This window comes from Nonomuraea sp. NPDC050786 (assembly GCF_040654115.1).
Classification (GTDB): domain Bacteria; phylum Actinomycetota; class Actinomycetes; order Streptosporangiales; family Streptosporangiaceae; genus Nonomuraea.
The window spans coordinates 26964-41774 of the sequence record NZ_JBFAHJ010000053.1 but is presented as its reverse complement, the minus strand read 5'-3'; the positions used below and the strand labels follow the sequence as shown (position 1 = coordinate 41774).

General features: G+C 69.3%; 18 protein-coding genes and 1 pseudogene. 11 read left to right on the top strand and 8 right to left on the bottom strand.

What is annotated here, in order from left to right; genetic code table 11:
- A partial coding sequence (locus AB0H84_RS51285) for a GPP34 family phosphoprotein (RefSeq protein WP_357621437.1) occupies window positions 1-234 on the top strand: 234 nt, incomplete at its 5' end.
- Between the two features lie 49 nt (window positions 235-283).
- Here the strand turns inward: AB0H84_RS51285 and AB0H84_RS51280 are convergent.
- Entirely contained in the window at window positions 284-694 is a 411-nt protein-coding gene (locus tag AB0H84_RS51280; RefSeq protein ID WP_357621435.1) for a cellulose binding domain-containing protein, read from the bottom strand.
- A gap of 74 nt (window positions 695-768) precedes the next feature.
- Here AB0H84_RS51280 and AB0H84_RS51275 point away from each other — a divergent pair, with 74 nt between their 5' ends.
- The 5 genes from AB0H84_RS51275 to AB0H84_RS51255 all read left to right on the top strand — a co-directional run bounded on the left by AB0H84_RS51275 (window position 769) and on the right by AB0H84_RS51255 (window position 4171).
- Window positions 769-1101: a hypothetical protein gene (locus tag AB0H84_RS51275; RefSeq protein WP_357621433.1), complete on the top strand. Its 333-nt coding sequence runs from the start codon at window positions 769-771 to the stop codon at window positions 1099-1101.
- The gene (locus AB0H84_RS51270) at window positions 1085-1627 is read left to right on the top strand and encodes a hypothetical protein (RefSeq protein WP_357621431.1); all 543 of its coding nucleotides are present in this window, start codon (window positions 1085-1087) and stop codon (window positions 1625-1627) included. Before AB0H84_RS51275 ends, AB0H84_RS51270 begins: the two co-directional genes overlap by 17 nt.
- A 448-nt stretch (window positions 1628-2075) precedes the next feature.
- Window positions 2076-2609, top strand: a complete 534-nt coding sequence (locus AB0H84_RS51265) for an SET domain-containing protein-lysine N-methyltransferase (RefSeq protein ID WP_357621429.1) — start codon at window positions 2076-2078, stop codon at window positions 2607-2609.
- Window positions 2581-3123: a site-specific integrase gene (locus AB0H84_RS51260; RefSeq protein ID WP_357621426.1), complete on the top strand. Its 543-nt coding sequence runs from the start codon at window positions 2581-2583 to the stop codon at window positions 3121-3123. The genes AB0H84_RS51265 and AB0H84_RS51260 overlap by 29 nt, the downstream gene beginning before the upstream one ends.
- Before the next feature lie 70 nt (window positions 3124-3193).
- Entirely contained in the window at window positions 3194-4171 is a 978-nt protein-coding gene (locus AB0H84_RS51255) for an endonuclease/exonuclease/phosphatase family protein (RefSeq protein ID WP_357621423.1), read from the top strand.
- Window positions 4172-4521: 350 nt separating this feature from the next.
- Here AB0H84_RS51255 and AB0H84_RS51250 read toward each other — a convergent pair whose 3' ends face one another.
- Both AB0H84_RS51250 and AB0H84_RS51245 read right to left on the bottom strand, forming a co-directional pair.
- Complete coding sequence (locus AB0H84_RS51250) at window positions 4522-6138, bottom strand: carboxylesterase family protein (protein WP_357621421.1); 1617 nt, start codon at window positions 6136-6138, stop codon at window positions 4522-4524.
- Window positions 6135-6368: a hypothetical protein gene (locus tag AB0H84_RS51245; protein ID WP_357621419.1), complete on the bottom strand. Its 234-nt coding sequence runs from the start codon at window positions 6366-6368 to the stop codon at window positions 6135-6137. Before AB0H84_RS51245 ends, AB0H84_RS51250 begins: the two co-directional genes overlap by 4 nt.
- 101 nt (window positions 6369-6469) lie before the next feature.
- Here AB0H84_RS51245 and AB0H84_RS51240 point away from each other — a divergent pair, with 101 nt between their 5' ends.
- The gene (locus AB0H84_RS51240) at window positions 6470-7066 is read left to right on the top strand and encodes a TetR/AcrR family transcriptional regulator (RefSeq protein ID WP_357621417.1); all 597 of its coding nucleotides are present in this window, start codon (window positions 6470-6472) and stop codon (window positions 7064-7066) included.
- Window positions 7067-7411: 345 nt separating this feature from the next.
- Here AB0H84_RS51240 and AB0H84_RS51235 read toward each other — a convergent pair whose 3' ends face one another.
- Entirely contained in the window at window positions 7412-8542 is a 1131-nt protein-coding gene (locus AB0H84_RS51235; protein WP_357621415.1) for a diaminopropionate ammonia-lyase, read from the bottom strand.
- Window positions 8543-8799: 257 nt separating this feature from the next.
- Here AB0H84_RS51235 and AB0H84_RS51230 point away from each other — a divergent pair, with 257 nt between their 5' ends.
- Window positions 8800-9984: a M20/M25/M40 family metallo-hydrolase gene (locus AB0H84_RS51230; protein WP_357621412.1), complete on the top strand. Its 1185-nt coding sequence runs from the start codon at window positions 8800-8802 to the stop codon at window positions 9982-9984.
- Window positions 9985-10209: 225 nt separating this feature from the next.
- On the opposite strand, the gene AB0H84_RS51225 is transcribed toward AB0H84_RS51230, so the two are convergent.
- Both AB0H84_RS51225 and AB0H84_RS51220 read right to left on the bottom strand, forming a co-directional pair.
- Window positions 10210-11046, bottom strand: a complete 837-nt coding sequence (locus tag AB0H84_RS51225; RefSeq protein WP_357621409.1) for an MBL fold metallo-hydrolase — start codon at window positions 11044-11046, stop codon at window positions 10210-10212.
- Window positions 11040-11636 (bottom strand): dihydrofolate reductase family protein, encoded by a 597-nt coding sequence (locus AB0H84_RS51220; RefSeq protein ID WP_357621406.1) that lies wholly within the window; start codon window positions 11634-11636, stop codon window positions 11040-11042. Before AB0H84_RS51220 ends, AB0H84_RS51225 begins: the two co-directional genes overlap by 7 nt.
- A 74-nt stretch (window positions 11637-11710) precedes the next feature.
- Between AB0H84_RS51220 and AB0H84_RS51215 the strand changes: the two genes are divergently transcribed.
- Window positions 11711-12214 carry a helix-turn-helix domain-containing protein gene (locus AB0H84_RS51215; protein ID WP_357621403.1) on the top strand — a complete coding sequence of 168 codons (504 nt, stop codon included), beginning with the start codon at window positions 11711-11713 and terminating at the stop codon, window positions 12212-12214.
- Between the two features lie 151 nt (window positions 12215-12365).
- Here the strand turns inward: AB0H84_RS51215 and AB0H84_RS51210 are convergent, their stop codons facing one another.
- Entirely contained in the window at window positions 12366-12968 is a 603-nt protein-coding gene (locus tag AB0H84_RS51210) for an ABATE domain-containing protein (protein WP_357621400.1), read from the bottom strand.
- A gap of 72 nt (window positions 12969-13040) precedes the next feature.
- Here AB0H84_RS51210 and AB0H84_RS51205 point away from each other — a divergent pair, with 72 nt between their 5' ends.
- Window positions 13041-13430 carry a RidA family protein gene (locus tag AB0H84_RS51205; RefSeq protein ID WP_357621398.1) on the top strand — a complete coding sequence of 130 codons (390 nt, stop codon included), beginning with the start codon at window positions 13041-13043 and terminating at the stop codon, window positions 13428-13430.
- 300 nt (window positions 13431-13730) lie between these two features.
- Here AB0H84_RS51205 and AB0H84_RS51200 read toward each other — a convergent pair.
- A pseudogene (locus AB0H84_RS51200) lies at window positions 13731-14354 on the bottom strand (ABC transporter substrate-binding protein); the annotation flags it as partial.
- Here AB0H84_RS51200 and AB0H84_RS51195 point away from each other — a divergent pair.
- Window positions 14323-14808 (top strand): peptidase dimerization domain-containing protein, encoded by a 486-nt coding sequence (locus tag AB0H84_RS51195; protein WP_357621396.1) that lies wholly within the window; start codon window positions 14323-14325, stop codon window positions 14806-14808. The pseudogene AB0H84_RS51200 and the gene AB0H84_RS51195 sit on opposite strands and share 32 nt — an antisense overlap.
- Window positions 14809-14811: the final 3 nt, after the last annotated feature.

Genomic DNA, 14811 nt, shown 5'->3' with positions numbered 1-14811 from the left:
GGCCAGGTGCTCCGCGGCCGGAAGCCGGACGCCCGCACCGTCACCCTGCTCGCCCTGACGCACCACAGCGGCGTGCTCAAGCAGCTGTTCGCCATCGACGACGAGAAGCGGATCGACGAGCTCGTCAGGGACGACTGGGCGGGGCAGGCCGTCAAGACCTACGTCGACAAGACCACGACGAAGACCGGCGACTCGAGCGACATGGTAACTCTGCTGGCCGCGGGGGCGTCGTAGCACCATCGAGTACCGCCGACACCATCGCGGTCCGCTGCGACGGGCAAGCTCAGCACGGCAGCAAGGGTCCGCCGTTGACCCTCAGTCCGCCGCCGTGGCTGTCGCTGACGCCGGTGGCCACAAAGCCGAAGCTCACCCAGCCGGACGCCGGGACATGGCCGTTGTACGACTGATTGCCGGCCGACGTGCTGTAACCCGACTGGGTCACGATCGCATCCCACGCGTTAGTGACCTTGGTGTCGCCATCCCACGTCCAGGTGGCCGTCCAGCTGTTGACCAGTATCAGGTCGTTGATGAGGGTGACCTTGATCTGAAAACCGTTGGTCCACGAGCTGACTTTCTCCCACTTGCACGCAATGATCGTCGCCTGCGCGGGCGAGGCGTACGTGGCAATCAATACGATCATGCCGGCGAGAGCCGCCGCCACCCGAGCCAACCGCGATGTACGTCGTCTCGTCATGACCAACCCTTCGGCAGGAGCGGGCACGGGGAACGCCTCCCCTCGGAGGTACCTCTCTTGGAGGACCGGAGTCAATGCGGGAACCGACCCGCGCCCAGAGCCTGCGCACCGACCACGGCTTCGCCTGCAGCCATTCCCGATCAGCGGCCCATCCTGGGATTTCGGAACTGAAACTTTCACCCGGCATCCCCGCCGGAGCGCTTGCCACCAAGTGCGAACGGTCCGGCCTCGTCCCGGCCGAGCCCGCCGCCGCGATCTGCGACGCGGCCACCGGCGGCCTCGAACAGACCCTTAACACGCTGATCGAGCCCGCGCTCACCGGCGGGAGGGCTGCTGCAGCCGCCCACGTGACCGGAGAGCAGAATGCAGCACACTCCGGCGAAGCCCGTCATGGAAGAGAATGCTGATGTCGTCGCCGGCGATCTGGTCGGCAACCTACTCAGCTCCCTCGAGATCGCCGACCAGAACAGAATCGTGTCCGCGCCGACCGGTCCTGCACGCACCTGGGCGGCCACCACGTTACGCGTGTTCGTCGAAGCCGCCACCGATCACAACAGCGTGCCGGCCGCCAGCTTCCTCGATCAGGCCCAGCCTGCATCCCCTGGCGGTTCGACGCCAGAGACAGGCACCTGCGCTGGACTGACGCTGCAACTGCTGGATGACTGGTTGTCCGGCCGTGCGGACGGCGCCCCCACCGATTTCGGGCAGCGGGTGCGACTCCCAGATACCGCCTGGAGCGGCGAACGCACCGCCACCGACATCGTCACACCGGCCCGCAAGGGGCGAGCGTTGCGATCGGGGGCCACACCCCTTGACCCGCAGGGCGGCATGAACGTGCTCGACGGCAGTGCTGGCGCTGGCGGCGGCTGTCATCGCCTGGTCAGCTCGCTCGGCTCCCGCACCGCCGACCTCGCCATCAATAAGATCGCCTGACGGCTGAGCCCTGCATCCTGGGGTGACGCCCTGTGCCGGCCGCCCAGCTCAAATGTGTGACGCCTGCCTACGCCGACGCCGCTACGTGGGTGTTCACGAGAAGAGCTGGCCAGGGACCGATGAAGGGTCAGGATAATCGCCACCCGGAAGGACAGTGATCGTTCATCACGATGGCGGGCCGGCGGCCGAGGATGTGCTCCCATCGGGGTCTGCAGCCAGCGTCGGTAGAAGACCTCTTCGAGCAGGCTGTTGGCGACCAACACGACAACAATGGTGACCAGCAGCGTCCACTCGTAGAGGGAGCCGCGATCCCGCATGCTCGGCATCCACATCACGACAGCCGCCGCTCGGCAACGCGCCTCCGCCGGAGATTCGGCCGCCTACGCCGCCGAGGTCAGCCGCCGAGCCCCCGGACTGACCACACCCATCTGGAAGGAGAACAGCCACGATGAGCACGGTTTACGCGACTGAATGCTGGCTCACACCAAGAGCCGAGACCAGGCCCTCGTCTATTCAAGGGATCGGCCTGTTCGCCGTCGAACGGATCCGGCAAGACGAGGTTGTCATGCGGCTCGGCGGACGACTGATCAACGATGAGACGTTGGTCTCTCTCGCCCCTCCCTACAGCAGCCTGACGGTCGAGGAGGGTCTCCATCTGCTTCTCGATCCCGCTCATCCGGTGCGCTACGGCAATCATTCGTGTGAGCCCAACCTCTGGCACCGCGACGCGACCACCGTGATCGCACGCCTCGACATCAGTCCCGGCGATGAACTCACCATCGACTACGCCACTCACACCGGTGTTGAAGCATGGTCGATGTCCTGCCACTGCGGCAAGCCCCTCTGTCGCCGCACCGTGACCGGTAACGACTGGCGCCTGCCTCAGCTTCAGGCCGCCTACGGACCCCATTGGACCCCACCGCTACTCGACCGCATCAAAACCGCGGCCCGACATGGGCATTCGGAAAATTGGAATGCCTGACGTCGCCAGAGGCCGTCTTCGACGAAGACATGCCGCCGGCGAACCGCTCATCTTCTCCCCGCACGACTTCCGCAGGATCTTCGTGACCGACGCCATCATGAACGGCCTGCCACCACACATCGCCCAAGTGATCTGCGGGCACAAGAGTCTTGATACGACCATGGGTTACAAGGCGATCTACCCGGCCGAGACGATCGATGCTCACCGCGCCTTCATTGCCCGTCGCCGGGCCCCCGTCGCCACGGCGCGCCCGCCCGCCGCGCGGCCGTCGACATCGCACATCGCAGAGAACGGCGGCCCGCAGCGACTTCGAGGTCACCGCCACCGAACTCCGCGAGATCGCCGTCTTCCTCACCCATTACATCGGCTGGCCCTTGGGCGCCAAATTCAGCGTCCAGATCGACACCCTCATCGCCGCCCACGAGAAGACAGAGAAACGCCGATTCCGGCCCGGGGGGTGACGTGCGCGGGGAGCTTCAATTCCGATCATCTCCATGAGTCACCAGTCGATTGACAGATTCGCCGGAGATTGACGGTGAATAGCGTCGGGGCTGACAAGTACAGCCTCGAGGGGAGTACGTGAGATGAGAATGCTCGCCCGGTTGATGGTCGCCGTGGTGGCCTTGGGCGCGACACTACTGACCGGCGGCTCGGCGCGCGCCGCCGATTCGGTGGTGGAGACGTACAACGTGTGGCAGTGGAATGTGTCGGGCTGGAAGATGAATCGCGCGTCCACGACCACCGGAATGGTGGACGCCGCGGCCGCGTCGATCCTGAACAGGAACACGGATTTCGCCGCCTTCAACGAACTCTGCTGGAGTCAGTACAAAGCGCTGCAGGACAAGCTGGTACAGAACGGCTGGGTTTCCGCGGGCACAAGCTTCGCCCGCTTCGCGGCCATCCGAAACGGGGAAGAACCGCGCCAGGATCCGGCCTGCGGCTACGAGCAGTTCGGCATCGCCATCTTCAGCCGGCAAGACCTCGGCACCGCCAAGAAGTACGACCTGCCGAAGGACACCAAGGGCGGCGTGAACAAGCTGCTCTGCGCGCCGCTTGCCGCCCGCCCGCATATGCGGTTCTGCACCACGCACATCACCAGCGACCACACGGACATCGGCGGGAGCCCCATCAACGAGCAGCAACTGGACGCGGTACAAGGCCATCTCGAGGACCTCTACAACGACGGCGACACCGTGATCATCGCCGGCGACTTCAACGCACGCCCCCATCTTCGCCGGCTCAACGACTGGTACTCCCCGACTGTCAACGGGCCGAACAACGGCAACAACACCGGTGCGTACAGGGAGCTCGACGACCTGGATCCGCGATGCCCCGGCGTCGGCGAGACCACCGTCCTTGAAACCAGCGGTGATGGGACGCCGATCCCCACTGAGGAACCCTGCGACCAGCGCCCCAAGATCGACCTGATCTTCGTACGGGAGAGCTTGATCGCCGGTCCGTACTCCGGTGACGCGCTGGGGGAGGGCACCGGCTGTGGTGGCGGACCGTGCTCCGACCATCGCGTGACGATCGGTACGGTCCCGGTCCGCGTCAAGGTCTGACGGCGGGACCGCTGGAGTCGCCCCGTCCGCCGGCCGAGAGGTCAGGCGGGCGGGGCCCACCCTCAGGTGCAGGTGATGGCCATGATGGGGGCGCTGCTGACCGAAGCCGCCGGGCCCGGCCGGCTGCGACAGCTCGCCTGTCTTGAGCTCCAGGCAGAGGCGGCCCGCGGGTTCTGGGGGCCGTAGCCAGCAGGAGGATCCTCAACGAAACCGAGCCGGGATGGTGCGCTCAGCCAGTCCACAGGCTCATCGCGACGGCGCGACGGCGCGACGGCGCGACGGCGCGGCGGCACGGCGGCACGGCGGCAGGGCGGCACGGCGGCACGGCGGGCTGAGGGTGAGGAGGTCTCTCAGCTGTGTGCGGCCCAGAAGCGGCAGTGATGTGGTGCTGCGGCGTCTCCGTTGCTTCCGTTCGGCGTCAGGGTGTGGACGTCGTTCGCGCTCTTACTGGTCAGCGGCTTCCAGAACGGCAGGCCCTGACCGTTCGGGTTGCCCGTGGCGGCGAAGTTCGTCCAGTAGCCGATCATCTGGTCGGCCAGGCGGCGTTGGCCGGACGAGGCGGGGGTGTCGATGGCGGCTCCCGGTCCGTCGAAGAGATAGGAGAGTTCCGCGCCGTGGTAGGCGCCCAGGGGGAAAGCGCGGGGGACGGCGAAACCGGCCGGTCGGGGGGCGTTGCCGTCGGCGAACTCGTACTGGTAGATGGAGGTCCTGCGGGCGAGCAGGCGGCTGCCCGCGAGGGTCGGGCAGGTCCAGGCGCGGTCGGTGGCGATGGCTGCCCATGCCAGGGAAGGCGAGCCGTAGGCGCCGGTCGGATACCGTTCCGATACCCGCTTCGCGTCCCGGCCGAAGGAGGTGCGCAGGAACTGCTGGTAGGTCTCCTGGTTCAGCGGCCGGCCTGGACCGTCGAAGTACATGGCCACGAAATACCTGGCCTCGTGCGCGGTGCCGCCGACCATGAGCGGCACACGGTGGAAGCGTCCCTCGGCCACCGCCTGGCCGGGTTGCCGCGGCAGTGTGTCCGTGCCGTAGGAGGGCGCCCAGGTGGCGGGAACCTTCTGCTGCGCGGCGAGCAGGCGTGAGGTGGGCACCCGGCGCAGGCAGGGCATGGTCTGCGCCGCTTCCGCGCACCCGACTTGCGCGGCGACTGCTGCGGCGATCCGCTCGCCGGCCTCCCGAGAAGGCCAGATCGTGTCTCCTCCGGCGGGGTCGATGCCCATCTGGCGCATCGAGCAGCTGCCGCTCTGGATGATCGCCTTGTCGAACAACCCCGTCGCTGCGGGAGAGGTCAGCTGCGCGCAGGTGCTGAAGGCGCCGGCGGACTCGCCGAACAGCGTGACGTTGCGCGGGTCGCCGCCGAAGGCCGCCGCGTTGTGCCGTACCCAGCGCAGCGCTGCCTGCTGGTCGAGCAGGCCGAACGCGCCCGAGCCGGCCAGCCCCGGGTGGCCGAGGAAGCCGAAGACGCCCAGCCGGTAGTTCACGGTCACGACGACGGCGCCCGCGCGGGCCAGCCGCCGGGCGTCGTAGTCGCCGCCGGCTCCCTGGGTGAAGCCGCCGCCGTGCAGCCAGACCATGACCGGCAGCCGTCCGGTGGACGCGGTCCGGGGAGCGGTGACGTTCAGGTAGAGGCAGTCCTCGGCGGTGCCGGCCGGGTTGGAGTCGGCGGGGTTGGCGTGCTGGGGGCAGCGCGGGGCCGTACGAGCGCCGTCCTTGACGTCTTTCCACGCCTGGGCAGGTCGCGGCGGCTGCCAGCGCAGGGCCCCGGTCGGCGGTGCGGCGTAGGGAATGGCGTTGAACCGCTGGAGGTCGCGGTCGACGTGCTCGCCGGCCACCGCGCCGGACGACGTGTGGATGACGGGCCGGCGCTGGCTCGAGGCCGGAACGGCGGGGACCCCGCAAGTCGCGACGACGGCCAGGCCGGTCACCGCTCCCATGGCCAGCCGAATCCGCCCCATACCTCTGGGCCTCATCGGCGCACCGTCCGGTACAGGGCCACGAGCAGGAACACGGCCCCGACGGCCCCGATGACCAGATCGGCCCAGTTCGGGAAGCCGGCCGCGCGCAGGATGCCGGCGATCCCGAAGCTGGTGCCCCATTGGGACTCGGTGATCGCCGATCCGAATCCCTGGATCGTGAACAGGGCACCGAGCAGCCACATCGCCTTGTCGGGTGTGCTGGTCGGTGTCTTGAGGCGGCTCATGCCAGTCCTTCCTTCGTTCCGATGCGTTCGCATCAGATAAAACCGGAAATGCTGATATGATGCAACTGCATCGGATCGTGGTCCGCTCAGGAAGGAGCTTCATGCCCAAGCAGGTCGACTACGAGGCGCGACGCCGTCACATCGCCGAAGCGGTCTGCGACCTGATCGACCGGCACGGCCCCGAAGGCGCGACCCTCCGCGACGTCGCACGACAGGCCGGAGTTTCCATGGGAGCGGTGCAGCGCTGCTTCGCCACCAAAGACGAGATGCTCGTGTTCGCCCTGCGCCACATCACCGAGCGCGTCACCGAGCAGGGCAAGGCGGAGATCGAGGCCTCCGCCGCACCGGAGTCGGCAGTGACCCTGCTCAGCGCCACCCTGCGCACGCTCGCCCTGATCGAGCCGGACCAGCAGCGCGACGCCAGGATCATGGCGGCGTTCACCGCCCACGCGGCGACCAACCCGCCACTGGCGGAGATCCTGCGGGAGGCCCACGCCAAGACGCGCGACCTGCTGGCCTGGCTGGTCCGCTATGGTCAGCAGACCGAGGAGTTCCGCGGCGATCTCGACGCCGACCTGGCGGCCGAAACGCTTCTGCCGCTGGTCGAGGGGCTGACCACGCTCGCCCTGGTCGGACATCGTCCCACTGTGCCTGCCCGCGACACGCTGACTCGCCTTGTCGCCGCCTTGCTCATGTGACCGCCCACGTGGAGCCGGGATGGCACCGTCGAACAGCGCTTGGCCGGCCTGGTCCACGGCAACGGGCACAAGCCGCAGGAGCACCGCTTCGGGGGTCGGTCGGCCGCCTGGGTCGGTCGGCCGCCTGTTCGAGCGCGGCGGCGATCGGCCCGGCGCGGCCGATCGCGGCGGCGGCCAGGTGCCAGGCGCGGCGGTCGGCATACTGCTCGTCGTCGAGCACGGCCGCCAGAGCGCGGTGCACGGCCAGGCGCTCATCGTAGGCCGCCCGTCCGGTGATCGTGGACGTCATCGGTTTTTGTCGATGTTCCGGGCGGCCGTCTGGCCTGCGACTCCGCCGGCGGCTGCTCAGTGATCGGTGGCGCGGTGCGGGTTGGCGGCTGCGCCTTCGGTGCTGAGCAGCACGACCACCGAGGCCGGGCCGAGGCCCAGTGCCGTACGGCGCTCTTCGGCTCCCTCCCCGGTGAGCACCGCGCGAACGCCGGCGAGAGCGGCGGCCCCGCACGGGCCCGAGGAGACGCCGAGTTTCGCGAGGTCGCTGGCCGCGCGGGCGCTGGCGAGGTCGGTGATGGCAACCGCGGCGTCCAGCCCGTGGCGCAGATAGGGCCAGGCGAGGCTGGACGGCGTGCCGCAGTTCAGCCCGGCCATGGTGGTTTGACCGGTGATGACGCTGACGGGCTCGCCACGGGTGAGACTCTCGATGACGCAGGCCGCGGCCTCCGGCTCGACTGACAGCAAGGCAGGCGCCGGTGCGGATGGACGGCTGCGGTAGTGGGTGACCACGGCCTGGGCCAGGGAGCCGACGCCCACCGGGACCGCGACGAGCGCCGGCGCCGCGGCTTCCGCGGCGGCGAGTTGCTCGTCGATTTCGACGCAGAGGGTGGAGTAGCCCTCGACGATCCAGCCCGGGATCGTCTCGTAGCCGGGCCAGGCGGTGTCCTGGATCAAAATCGTGTCCGCGGCGGTGGCGGCTGCGTCGGCAGCCCGGCGTACGGCGTCGTCGTACGAGCCCGGCACCCGGGTGATCTCCGCCGCCTCGGAGGCGATGGCCGCCACGGCGTCCGGATGGACGCCCCGGGGGATGAAGATGTGCGCGCGCCGGCCGAGCAGACGTGCCGTGCGCGCCACGGCGCGGCCATGGTTGCCGTCGGTGGCGCTGACCAGCGTGACGGGCTCTGTACGCGGGTGGTGGGCAGTACGCTCCGCCAGGGCACGGTGCACCGCCCAGGACGCGCCCAGCACCTTGAAGGCCGGCAGACCCAGGCGGGACGCCTCGTCCTTGACGAACACGCGACCGACCGCCAACTCGGCGGCCAGTGCGGGAAGTTCTGTCAGCGGGGTGGGTGCGTAGCCGGGCAAGGCGGCGTGAAAGTCCCGCACCCCGGCAGGGGCGGGCGCGCAGGTCCAGGACCGGGCAGCGGGCCGCGCGAACCACGGCAGGGTCCTCGTGATCCTCGTGAAAGAAGCATCGTCCAGCACGTCCTCAGCCTGCGGCCCTTTCCTCTGATCGGTCGAGCGAATGTTCTCAACCTATATTCATCAGCAAGACCGACGAATCAGACGTTTTCCCAAGAACTCTCCCTGCTGGAGACGGAGGTCGACGTTCCGCTGCCGAACCTGCGCTGGACCGACGCGATCGACCTGGGGCACGATGCTCGCCTGACGAACACGCCGTCGGCAATCCCACCGCCCCTCGCCGTGCCTGGATGACACGTCAACGCTGCGGAAGGCCTTTCATGCTGCCCGAACCCTCTGCGATCTCAGCGGCTTCCGATCTTGAGGACCTCGACCCCGTTCCGCTCCTGGCCCGGCTGACCGCCCTCGACTCCGTCAACCCCGACCTCGTACCCGGCGGAGCAGGTGAGAGCGCCATCGCCGGCTTCTGCGGCTCCTGGCTTGCCGCCCGCGGTTTCGAGGTGCACCACGTGGAAGAGCGACCGGGCCGTCCCTCGCTCGTCGCGATCGCCCGCGGCACCGGCGGCGGCCGCTCGCTGATGCTCAACGGCCACCTCGACACGGTCGGCCTCGCCGGCTACGACGGCGACCCCCTTGACCCGCAGATCCGCGACGGCAGGATGTTCGGCCGCGGCACCTTCGACATGAAAGGCGGCATCGCCGCCATGATGGTCGCCGCGGCGCGCGCCACGGCAGGAGGCCCCCTGCGCGGCGACGTGATCGTCGCCTGCGTCGCGGACGAGGAGCACGCCAGCTCCGGCACCGAGGAAGTGCTGAAGTTCTTCACCGCCGACGCGGCGATCGTCACCGAGCCGAGCCATCTCGAACTCACCCTCGCCCACAAGGGTTTCGCCTGGTTCGAGGTGGAGATCGAGGGCCGCGCCGCCCACGGTTCGCGCCCCGAGCTCGGCATCGACGCCATCGTCAAGGCCGGCCACTTCCTGGTGGCGCTGGAGGACTTGGGCCGGCGCCTCGCGCATGGCCCCGCCCATCCGCTCCTGGGCACCGGCACCGTGCACGCCTCGGTCATCCGCGGAGGCGAGGAGCCCTCGACCTACCCGGCGCACTGCCGCATCACCCTCGAACGGCGCACCATCCCCGGCGAGAGCGCCGACAGCGTCGAACAGGAGCTGACTGCCGTACTCGACCACCTTGCCGCCACTGTGGCCGACTTCCAGTACCGGCTGACCCGCGGCCTGTATCGCGAGCCCTTCGAGGCCGACCCGCAGTCCCCGATCGCCCGAACCCTGGCGCGCCACGCCGAAAGAGCACTCGGGCACCCGCCCGTGGTGCGCGCCGAGCCGTTCTGGACCGACTGCGCCCTGCTGGACCGCGCCGGCATCCCCTGTCTGCTCTTCGGCGTCGACGGCGCGGGGGCCCACGCGGCCACCGAATATGTCGACCTGACCTCGCTGGACCGCCTCACCGGCATCCTCACCGACACCATCATGGATTTCTGTTCCTGAGCCGCACGGGGCCTGTTCCGGGTCCGTGTGGGAGGACGATCCCGCGCAGTGCCGCATCGGCGGCAGGAACCGGCGTTCGATCCGCCGCGCTCCGCCAGGTCGGCCCGCTGGATTACGGGATGCCGATCAGGTTCGGGCGATTGCGGCAACGGTGGGAGAACATCGTGCCGCTGTCCCACGTCCCGGCGGCGACCCGCGCGTACTGGCTGTGTCGCGCACCGATCGCTAGCGGGCCGCCCCATCGCGCTCGCTTCTTCGGGCGAGGCGCTGGAGTTGCCCTTGGTGCACGTCGCTCACCCACTCCCAGCCAGGCTTGGCCGATGGGCCGATCCGCGGGTCGGCGGGGACTTGGCCGTTCCGCAACGCGAGTACGTACGCCCGATCCTGCTCGATCCGCGCCTGTACCTGGTCGGACCCGCCGACGGAACCGTGGCCCGGGACGACGACATCGACGTCGCCCGCCACGCCCTCGAGCAGCCGCAGCGCGGTGAGGTAGTCCTCGATCGGGTCCGCGGTGTCGGTCAAGTCGAGCATCGGAATCAGGACATCGGACAGCATGTCGCCGGCGACGAGAACCCCGCGTTCCTCGATCAACAGCGCCGCGTGGCCCGGGGCATGCGCTTGATGCTCGATGATCCGGACGTGAGGGCCATCCCAAGGGATCTGCGCAGTTTCGGCGGGCAGGCCGGTGATGAGGCCGAAAAGGTCCAGCGGTACCTGCCCGGCGATTTCCGTCTCGAGCAGGTGGGCGGCGATGCGGGCCTTCGCACCCGCGTCCGACAGCTGATCTCGGACAGTGGCCGCGCAGCGCGCCGTGCCGTAACGGGGCGCCTCGCCGAGCCGGGCGTGCCAGAGCAGGTGATCCCAATCCGGATGCGTGGAAAACCCTGCCACGACAGGCTGACCCAGCTCGCGAAGGTCGTTCGCGAGGCAGTCGATCTCGGAGCCGGTCACCCCCGGGTCGATGAGCAGCACACCGGTCCGGCCCTGCACCACAACGGCGTTGCTCTGCACGAACTCGCTCTCGTGGACCAGCACACCCTCCGCGACCTGCCTCAGCACGAGCTCGCCTCCTTTGCGTCCTGGATGGCGTAACGATGCATCGTGACGCCCTGCTTGAACGATCGCTGCTCGAGCAGGTCGAGCTCGATCGGCACGTCGTAGTCGTCGAACAGCGGCCTGCCGAAGCCGAGGATCGCGGGATGGGTGAAGAGCAGCAGCTCGTCGAGCAGCCCCGCCCTGAGCAGCTGCGTGGCGAGCGCCGCGCCGCCCACACTGATGCTGCCGTCGGTCGCGGCCCGCAGGGCGGCGAGTTGCCCGATGGCGTCGTCGCCGCCGATGATCCGGGTGTTGTGATCGGCGCTGCGGCGGGTGCGGGAGACCAGCACCTTGGGCTTGGCGGTCCAGATCTCACCGTAGTCACGCATGTAGTCCGGCAGCGACGCGTCCTCGCGCGCCCGTGGCCAGTACTCCTCCATGACCTCGTAATAGACCCGGCCCTGGACCATGAGCGCGAGCGCCTGCGTCAGCACGTTGCACTCGCGGTGCAGTTCCTCGTCGATACGCAGCCACTCGCCGGCGCCGTTGTCCCCCGGAACTTGCTCGATCCGCAGGTCGAGGGAGACCTGCATCGAATAGACGAAGCGGCCCATCAGCTTCTCTTCCCAAGAGTGATTGTATTTTGCAACTACTATAGGGAGGGCGAAATATGTGTCAAGGAGGAATCGTGGAACCACGGTCCGGGTGTCCGATCAACGCCGCCGTCGAGGTGCTCGGAGATCGCTGGTCGTTGCTCGTGCTGCGCGACGTCATCTTCGGCGATCGCCGCTACTTCCGGGCGCTGCTCACCGGGTCGATCGAGGGCATCGCCTCGAACATCCTCGCCGACCGCCTGGTACGGCTCGTCGAGGCAGGGATCCTCGCCCGCGGCACCGCCGCGCGGGGGCAGCGCGCTCGCTACAGCCTCACTGAAGCCGGTATCCAGACTCTTCCGATCATCTACGCCCTCGGCAACTGGGGCCTCGACTGGCGCCCGGGCAGCGACGAGCTCCGAAGCCGACAGCAGCTCATGCGTGATGAGGGTCCGGCGTTCATCGAGGAACTCATGGACGAGCTTCGCGTCCGCCACCTCGGCGCCCCGCCGAGGCCGCACGAGGGTCCAGGCCCGTTCGAGCGCCTCGACGCCGCCTACGCCGCGGCCGCCGAGCAAGAACACGCCGAGCAACGGTGACGGCACGGCCCGCCCTGACCTCTCTCGAGCGCCGGTAGCTTGCCGTCACCACGGACAAGACGTCGCCGTACGCGGGGGGAAGCTCACCACCCGCGCGCAAATCGGCCCCGACTCGACACCGGGTGCGCACGAGCAGGAGCACCGGCACCCGTCACGAGTCCGCGGCCTGCCGGGCGCGGAGAGCCCGGAGCTTGTGGCGGTTGCCGCAGCGCTCCATCGCGCACCAGCGCCGGGCGCCGGGGCGGGACGTGTCGACGAACACCAGCGGGCAGTTGTCGCTCGCGCACTCGCGGATGCGCTCGGAGAGCGGCCCGGAGAGCAGGTCGATCATCTCGCGCGCCAGCGCCGACAGCGCCTGCGTGGCCCGCACCGGCGGCGCCCACCCCGCGGTCGTTCCGTCGGCGGCCAGCTCGGGGGTCAGCGGCGCCTTGGCCGCGGCCCGGTTGATGATCGCGACCGCCTCGGCGGGGAGGGGGACGCGGGCCGCCCGGGCGTGCGCCGCGTCCCAGATCGCCTGGCGCAGGGCCTTGGCCTCGGCCAGCTCGCGGGCCGTCACGGGAACCGTCATGACGGCGGCCAGCGGCGGCTGGGCCAGCCATTCGCCGAGGTCGGCAGGCTCGTGGAGAGTCTCGAATATCGCGTACTGGCCCTCCCCGCCCGTGTGGGCGAAGTCCAGGCAGACGGCGCCGGCGTCGAACCGGAACGACCCTCCCTTGGGGTCATGGAGCACCCGTCCGGTTGCGTTCACTCTCATGAAACCACTATAAGTGGTGTTGCTAGCGAAACCCCTTTAACTGGTTTCGCCATTGGAGGAGGGCAACAGCACATGGGCGTACGGCACATCAACCCCGAGGGGCTCCACCGCAACCCGGCCTTCAGCCAGGCCGTCGTGGTCGAACAGCCCACGAAGACGATCTACATCGGCGGTCAGAACGGCGTGGACGCCAGCGGCAAGGTCGTCGGTCCCACGGTCGGAGAGCAGGCCGGGCAGGCGCTCCGCAACCTCGCGACCATCCTGGAGAGCGAGGGCGCGACCCTGTCCAACATCGTGCACTGGACCGTCGCCGTGGTGGACGGCCACTCGTTCGACGAGGGCGTGGCCGCCTTCCGGCAGGTGTGGAACCCGGCCGACCCGCCGCCGGCCATCACGGTCCATGTCGTGGCCGGCCTGGGCCCCGGGTTCCTCGTCGAGATCGACGCCGTCGCCGTCGTCTGACGCCTCCGGGGGGCCGGACATCCACCGGTCGCCGGGTCGGCGCGGGTCTCCCATCCAGGAAGGCGCGCCCGGCAGCCGGCGGTGTCGGCAGCCAGCTAGCCGCCCGACAGGGCCTTGACCAGGTCGTCGATGACGATGCCCGCCGCCAGGGAGGCGCCGCGCGTGCTCCAGACCGAGCCGTCCACCGACACCACGTGGCCGTTCCTGACCGCCTTCAGCTCCTTGAACGCCGCGCCCCCTATCGAGCGTCTTCTGCCCCTCGGCGGTCAGCGTGGACGCGAACAGCCACTCCCCGTCGATGTCCGACAGCGCCTCCAGGCTGAGCGGCATCGAGCGGGCGGTGCCGTCCTTGTCCTGCGCGGCCGGCCGGGTCAGGCCGAGGTCGGCGGCGACGAAGGCGGCGAACTGCCGCCTCTCCGTCCAGCTCGGCCCCTGCGGGTTCCACCGCACGATGCTCACCTCGGCAGGCTTGATCCTGCCCTCGGCCTCGGCCACACGCGCGTCGTAGGCGGCCATGACCTTCCTGGCCGCATCCAGCTTGTTCAGCGCGTTGCCGATGCCCATGAACGACAGCTTCCAGTCGTCCGTCGGCGCCATCGTCACCACCGTCGCGGGAGTGATCTTGCGGAGCTGGTCGAGCAGCTGCTGGTCCTGCAGGTCGCCGGCCAGGATCAGGTCCGGTTCCACCTCCACGACCTTGTCGATGACCGGCTGCAGCAGGTTGCCGACGACCGGGATGCCCTTGACCTTGCCGGTCAGGTACGCGGGCGGGGTGCCGATGCCCTGACCGTTCGTGACGCCACGGGGGTCACGCCCAGGGCCAGGAGGGCGTCCAGGTCCTCCTGGGCTGCTACGCCAGCAACTCCCCCGCGACCGGCACGTCCACGGCGTCGTGCGCTCCGCGGGCGAGGCGCCCAACGTCATCCCCGCCCGCTCCACCGCCTCCTACGAGATCAGGGCCACCGCCGCGGAGGACCTCGCCGGGCTGCGCGCCCGCGTCGAGGCCTGCTTCCAGGGGGCGGCGCTGGCCACCGGCTGCCAGGCGCGCCTGACCCGGCCGGAGCCCGACTACCTCGACTTCCGCGACGACGCCGGCCTCGCCCGTCTCTACGCGGCCAACGCCAGAGCGCTCGGGCGGCCGGAACCCGTGGAGCGGGAGCCGTTCGCGATGACGGACATGGCGAACGTGTCGCACGTCGTGCGGGCCATCCATCCGATGCTCGACATCGGCTCGGGGGACGCCGTGCCGCACGATCCCGCGTTCGCGGCCGCTGCCGTCACCGCCACTGCCGACAGGGCTCTCCTCGACGCCGCTGTCGTTCTCGCTCTGACGGTAGCGGACCTCTGGTCCCGGCGCCTTTACTTTGTAGATTTATAGGTG

What these genes read in the sequence shown, in the direction of transcription:
- AB0H84_RS51280 (WP_357621435.1), bottom strand. Translation starts at nt 694, where the DNA reads ATGACGAGACGACGTACATCGCGGTTGGCTCGGGTGGCGGCGGCTCTC.
- AB0H84_RS51275 (WP_357621433.1), top strand. Translation starts at nt 769, where the DNA reads ATGCGGGAACCGACCCGCGCCCAGAGCCTGCGCACCGACCACGGCTTC.
- AB0H84_RS51270 (WP_357621431.1), top strand. Translation starts at nt 1,085, where the DNA reads ATGGAAGAGAATGCTGATGTCGTCGCCGGCGATCTGGTCGGCAACCTA.
- AB0H84_RS51265 (WP_357621429.1), top strand. Translation starts at nt 2,076, where the DNA reads ATGAGCACGGTTTACGCGACTGAATGCTGGCTCACACCAAGAGCCGAG.
- AB0H84_RS51260 (WP_357621426.1), top strand. Translation starts at nt 2,581, where the DNA reads ATGGGCATTCGGAAAATTGGAATGCCTGACGTCGCCAGAGGCCGTCTT.
- AB0H84_RS51255 (WP_357621423.1), top strand. Translation starts at nt 3,194, where the DNA reads ATGAGAATGCTCGCCCGGTTGATGGTCGCCGTGGTGGCCTTGGGCGCG.
- AB0H84_RS51250 (WP_357621421.1), bottom strand. Translation starts at nt 6,138, where the DNA reads ATGAGGCCCAGAGGTATGGGGCGGATTCGGCTGGCCATGGGAGCGGTG.
- AB0H84_RS51245 (WP_357621419.1), bottom strand. Translation starts at nt 6,368, where the DNA reads ATGAGCCGCCTCAAGACACCGACCAGCACACCCGACAAGGCGATGTGG.
- AB0H84_RS51240 (WP_357621417.1), top strand. Translation starts at nt 6,470, where the DNA reads ATGCCCAAGCAGGTCGACTACGAGGCGCGACGCCGTCACATCGCCGAA.
- AB0H84_RS51230 (WP_357621412.1), top strand. Translation starts at nt 8,800, where the DNA reads ATGCTGCCCGAACCCTCTGCGATCTCAGCGGCTTCCGATCTTGAGGAC.
- AB0H84_RS51220 (WP_357621406.1), bottom strand. Translation starts at nt 11,636, where the DNA reads ATGGGCCGCTTCGTCTATTCGATGCAGGTCTCCCTCGACCTGCGGATC.
- AB0H84_RS51210 (WP_357621400.1), bottom strand. Translation starts at nt 12,968, where the DNA reads ATGAGAGTGAACGCAACCGGACGGGTGCTCCATGACCCCAAGGGAGGG.
- AB0H84_RS51205 (WP_357621398.1), top strand. Translation starts at nt 13,041, where the DNA reads ATGGGCGTACGGCACATCAACCCCGAGGGGCTCCACCGCAACCCGGCC.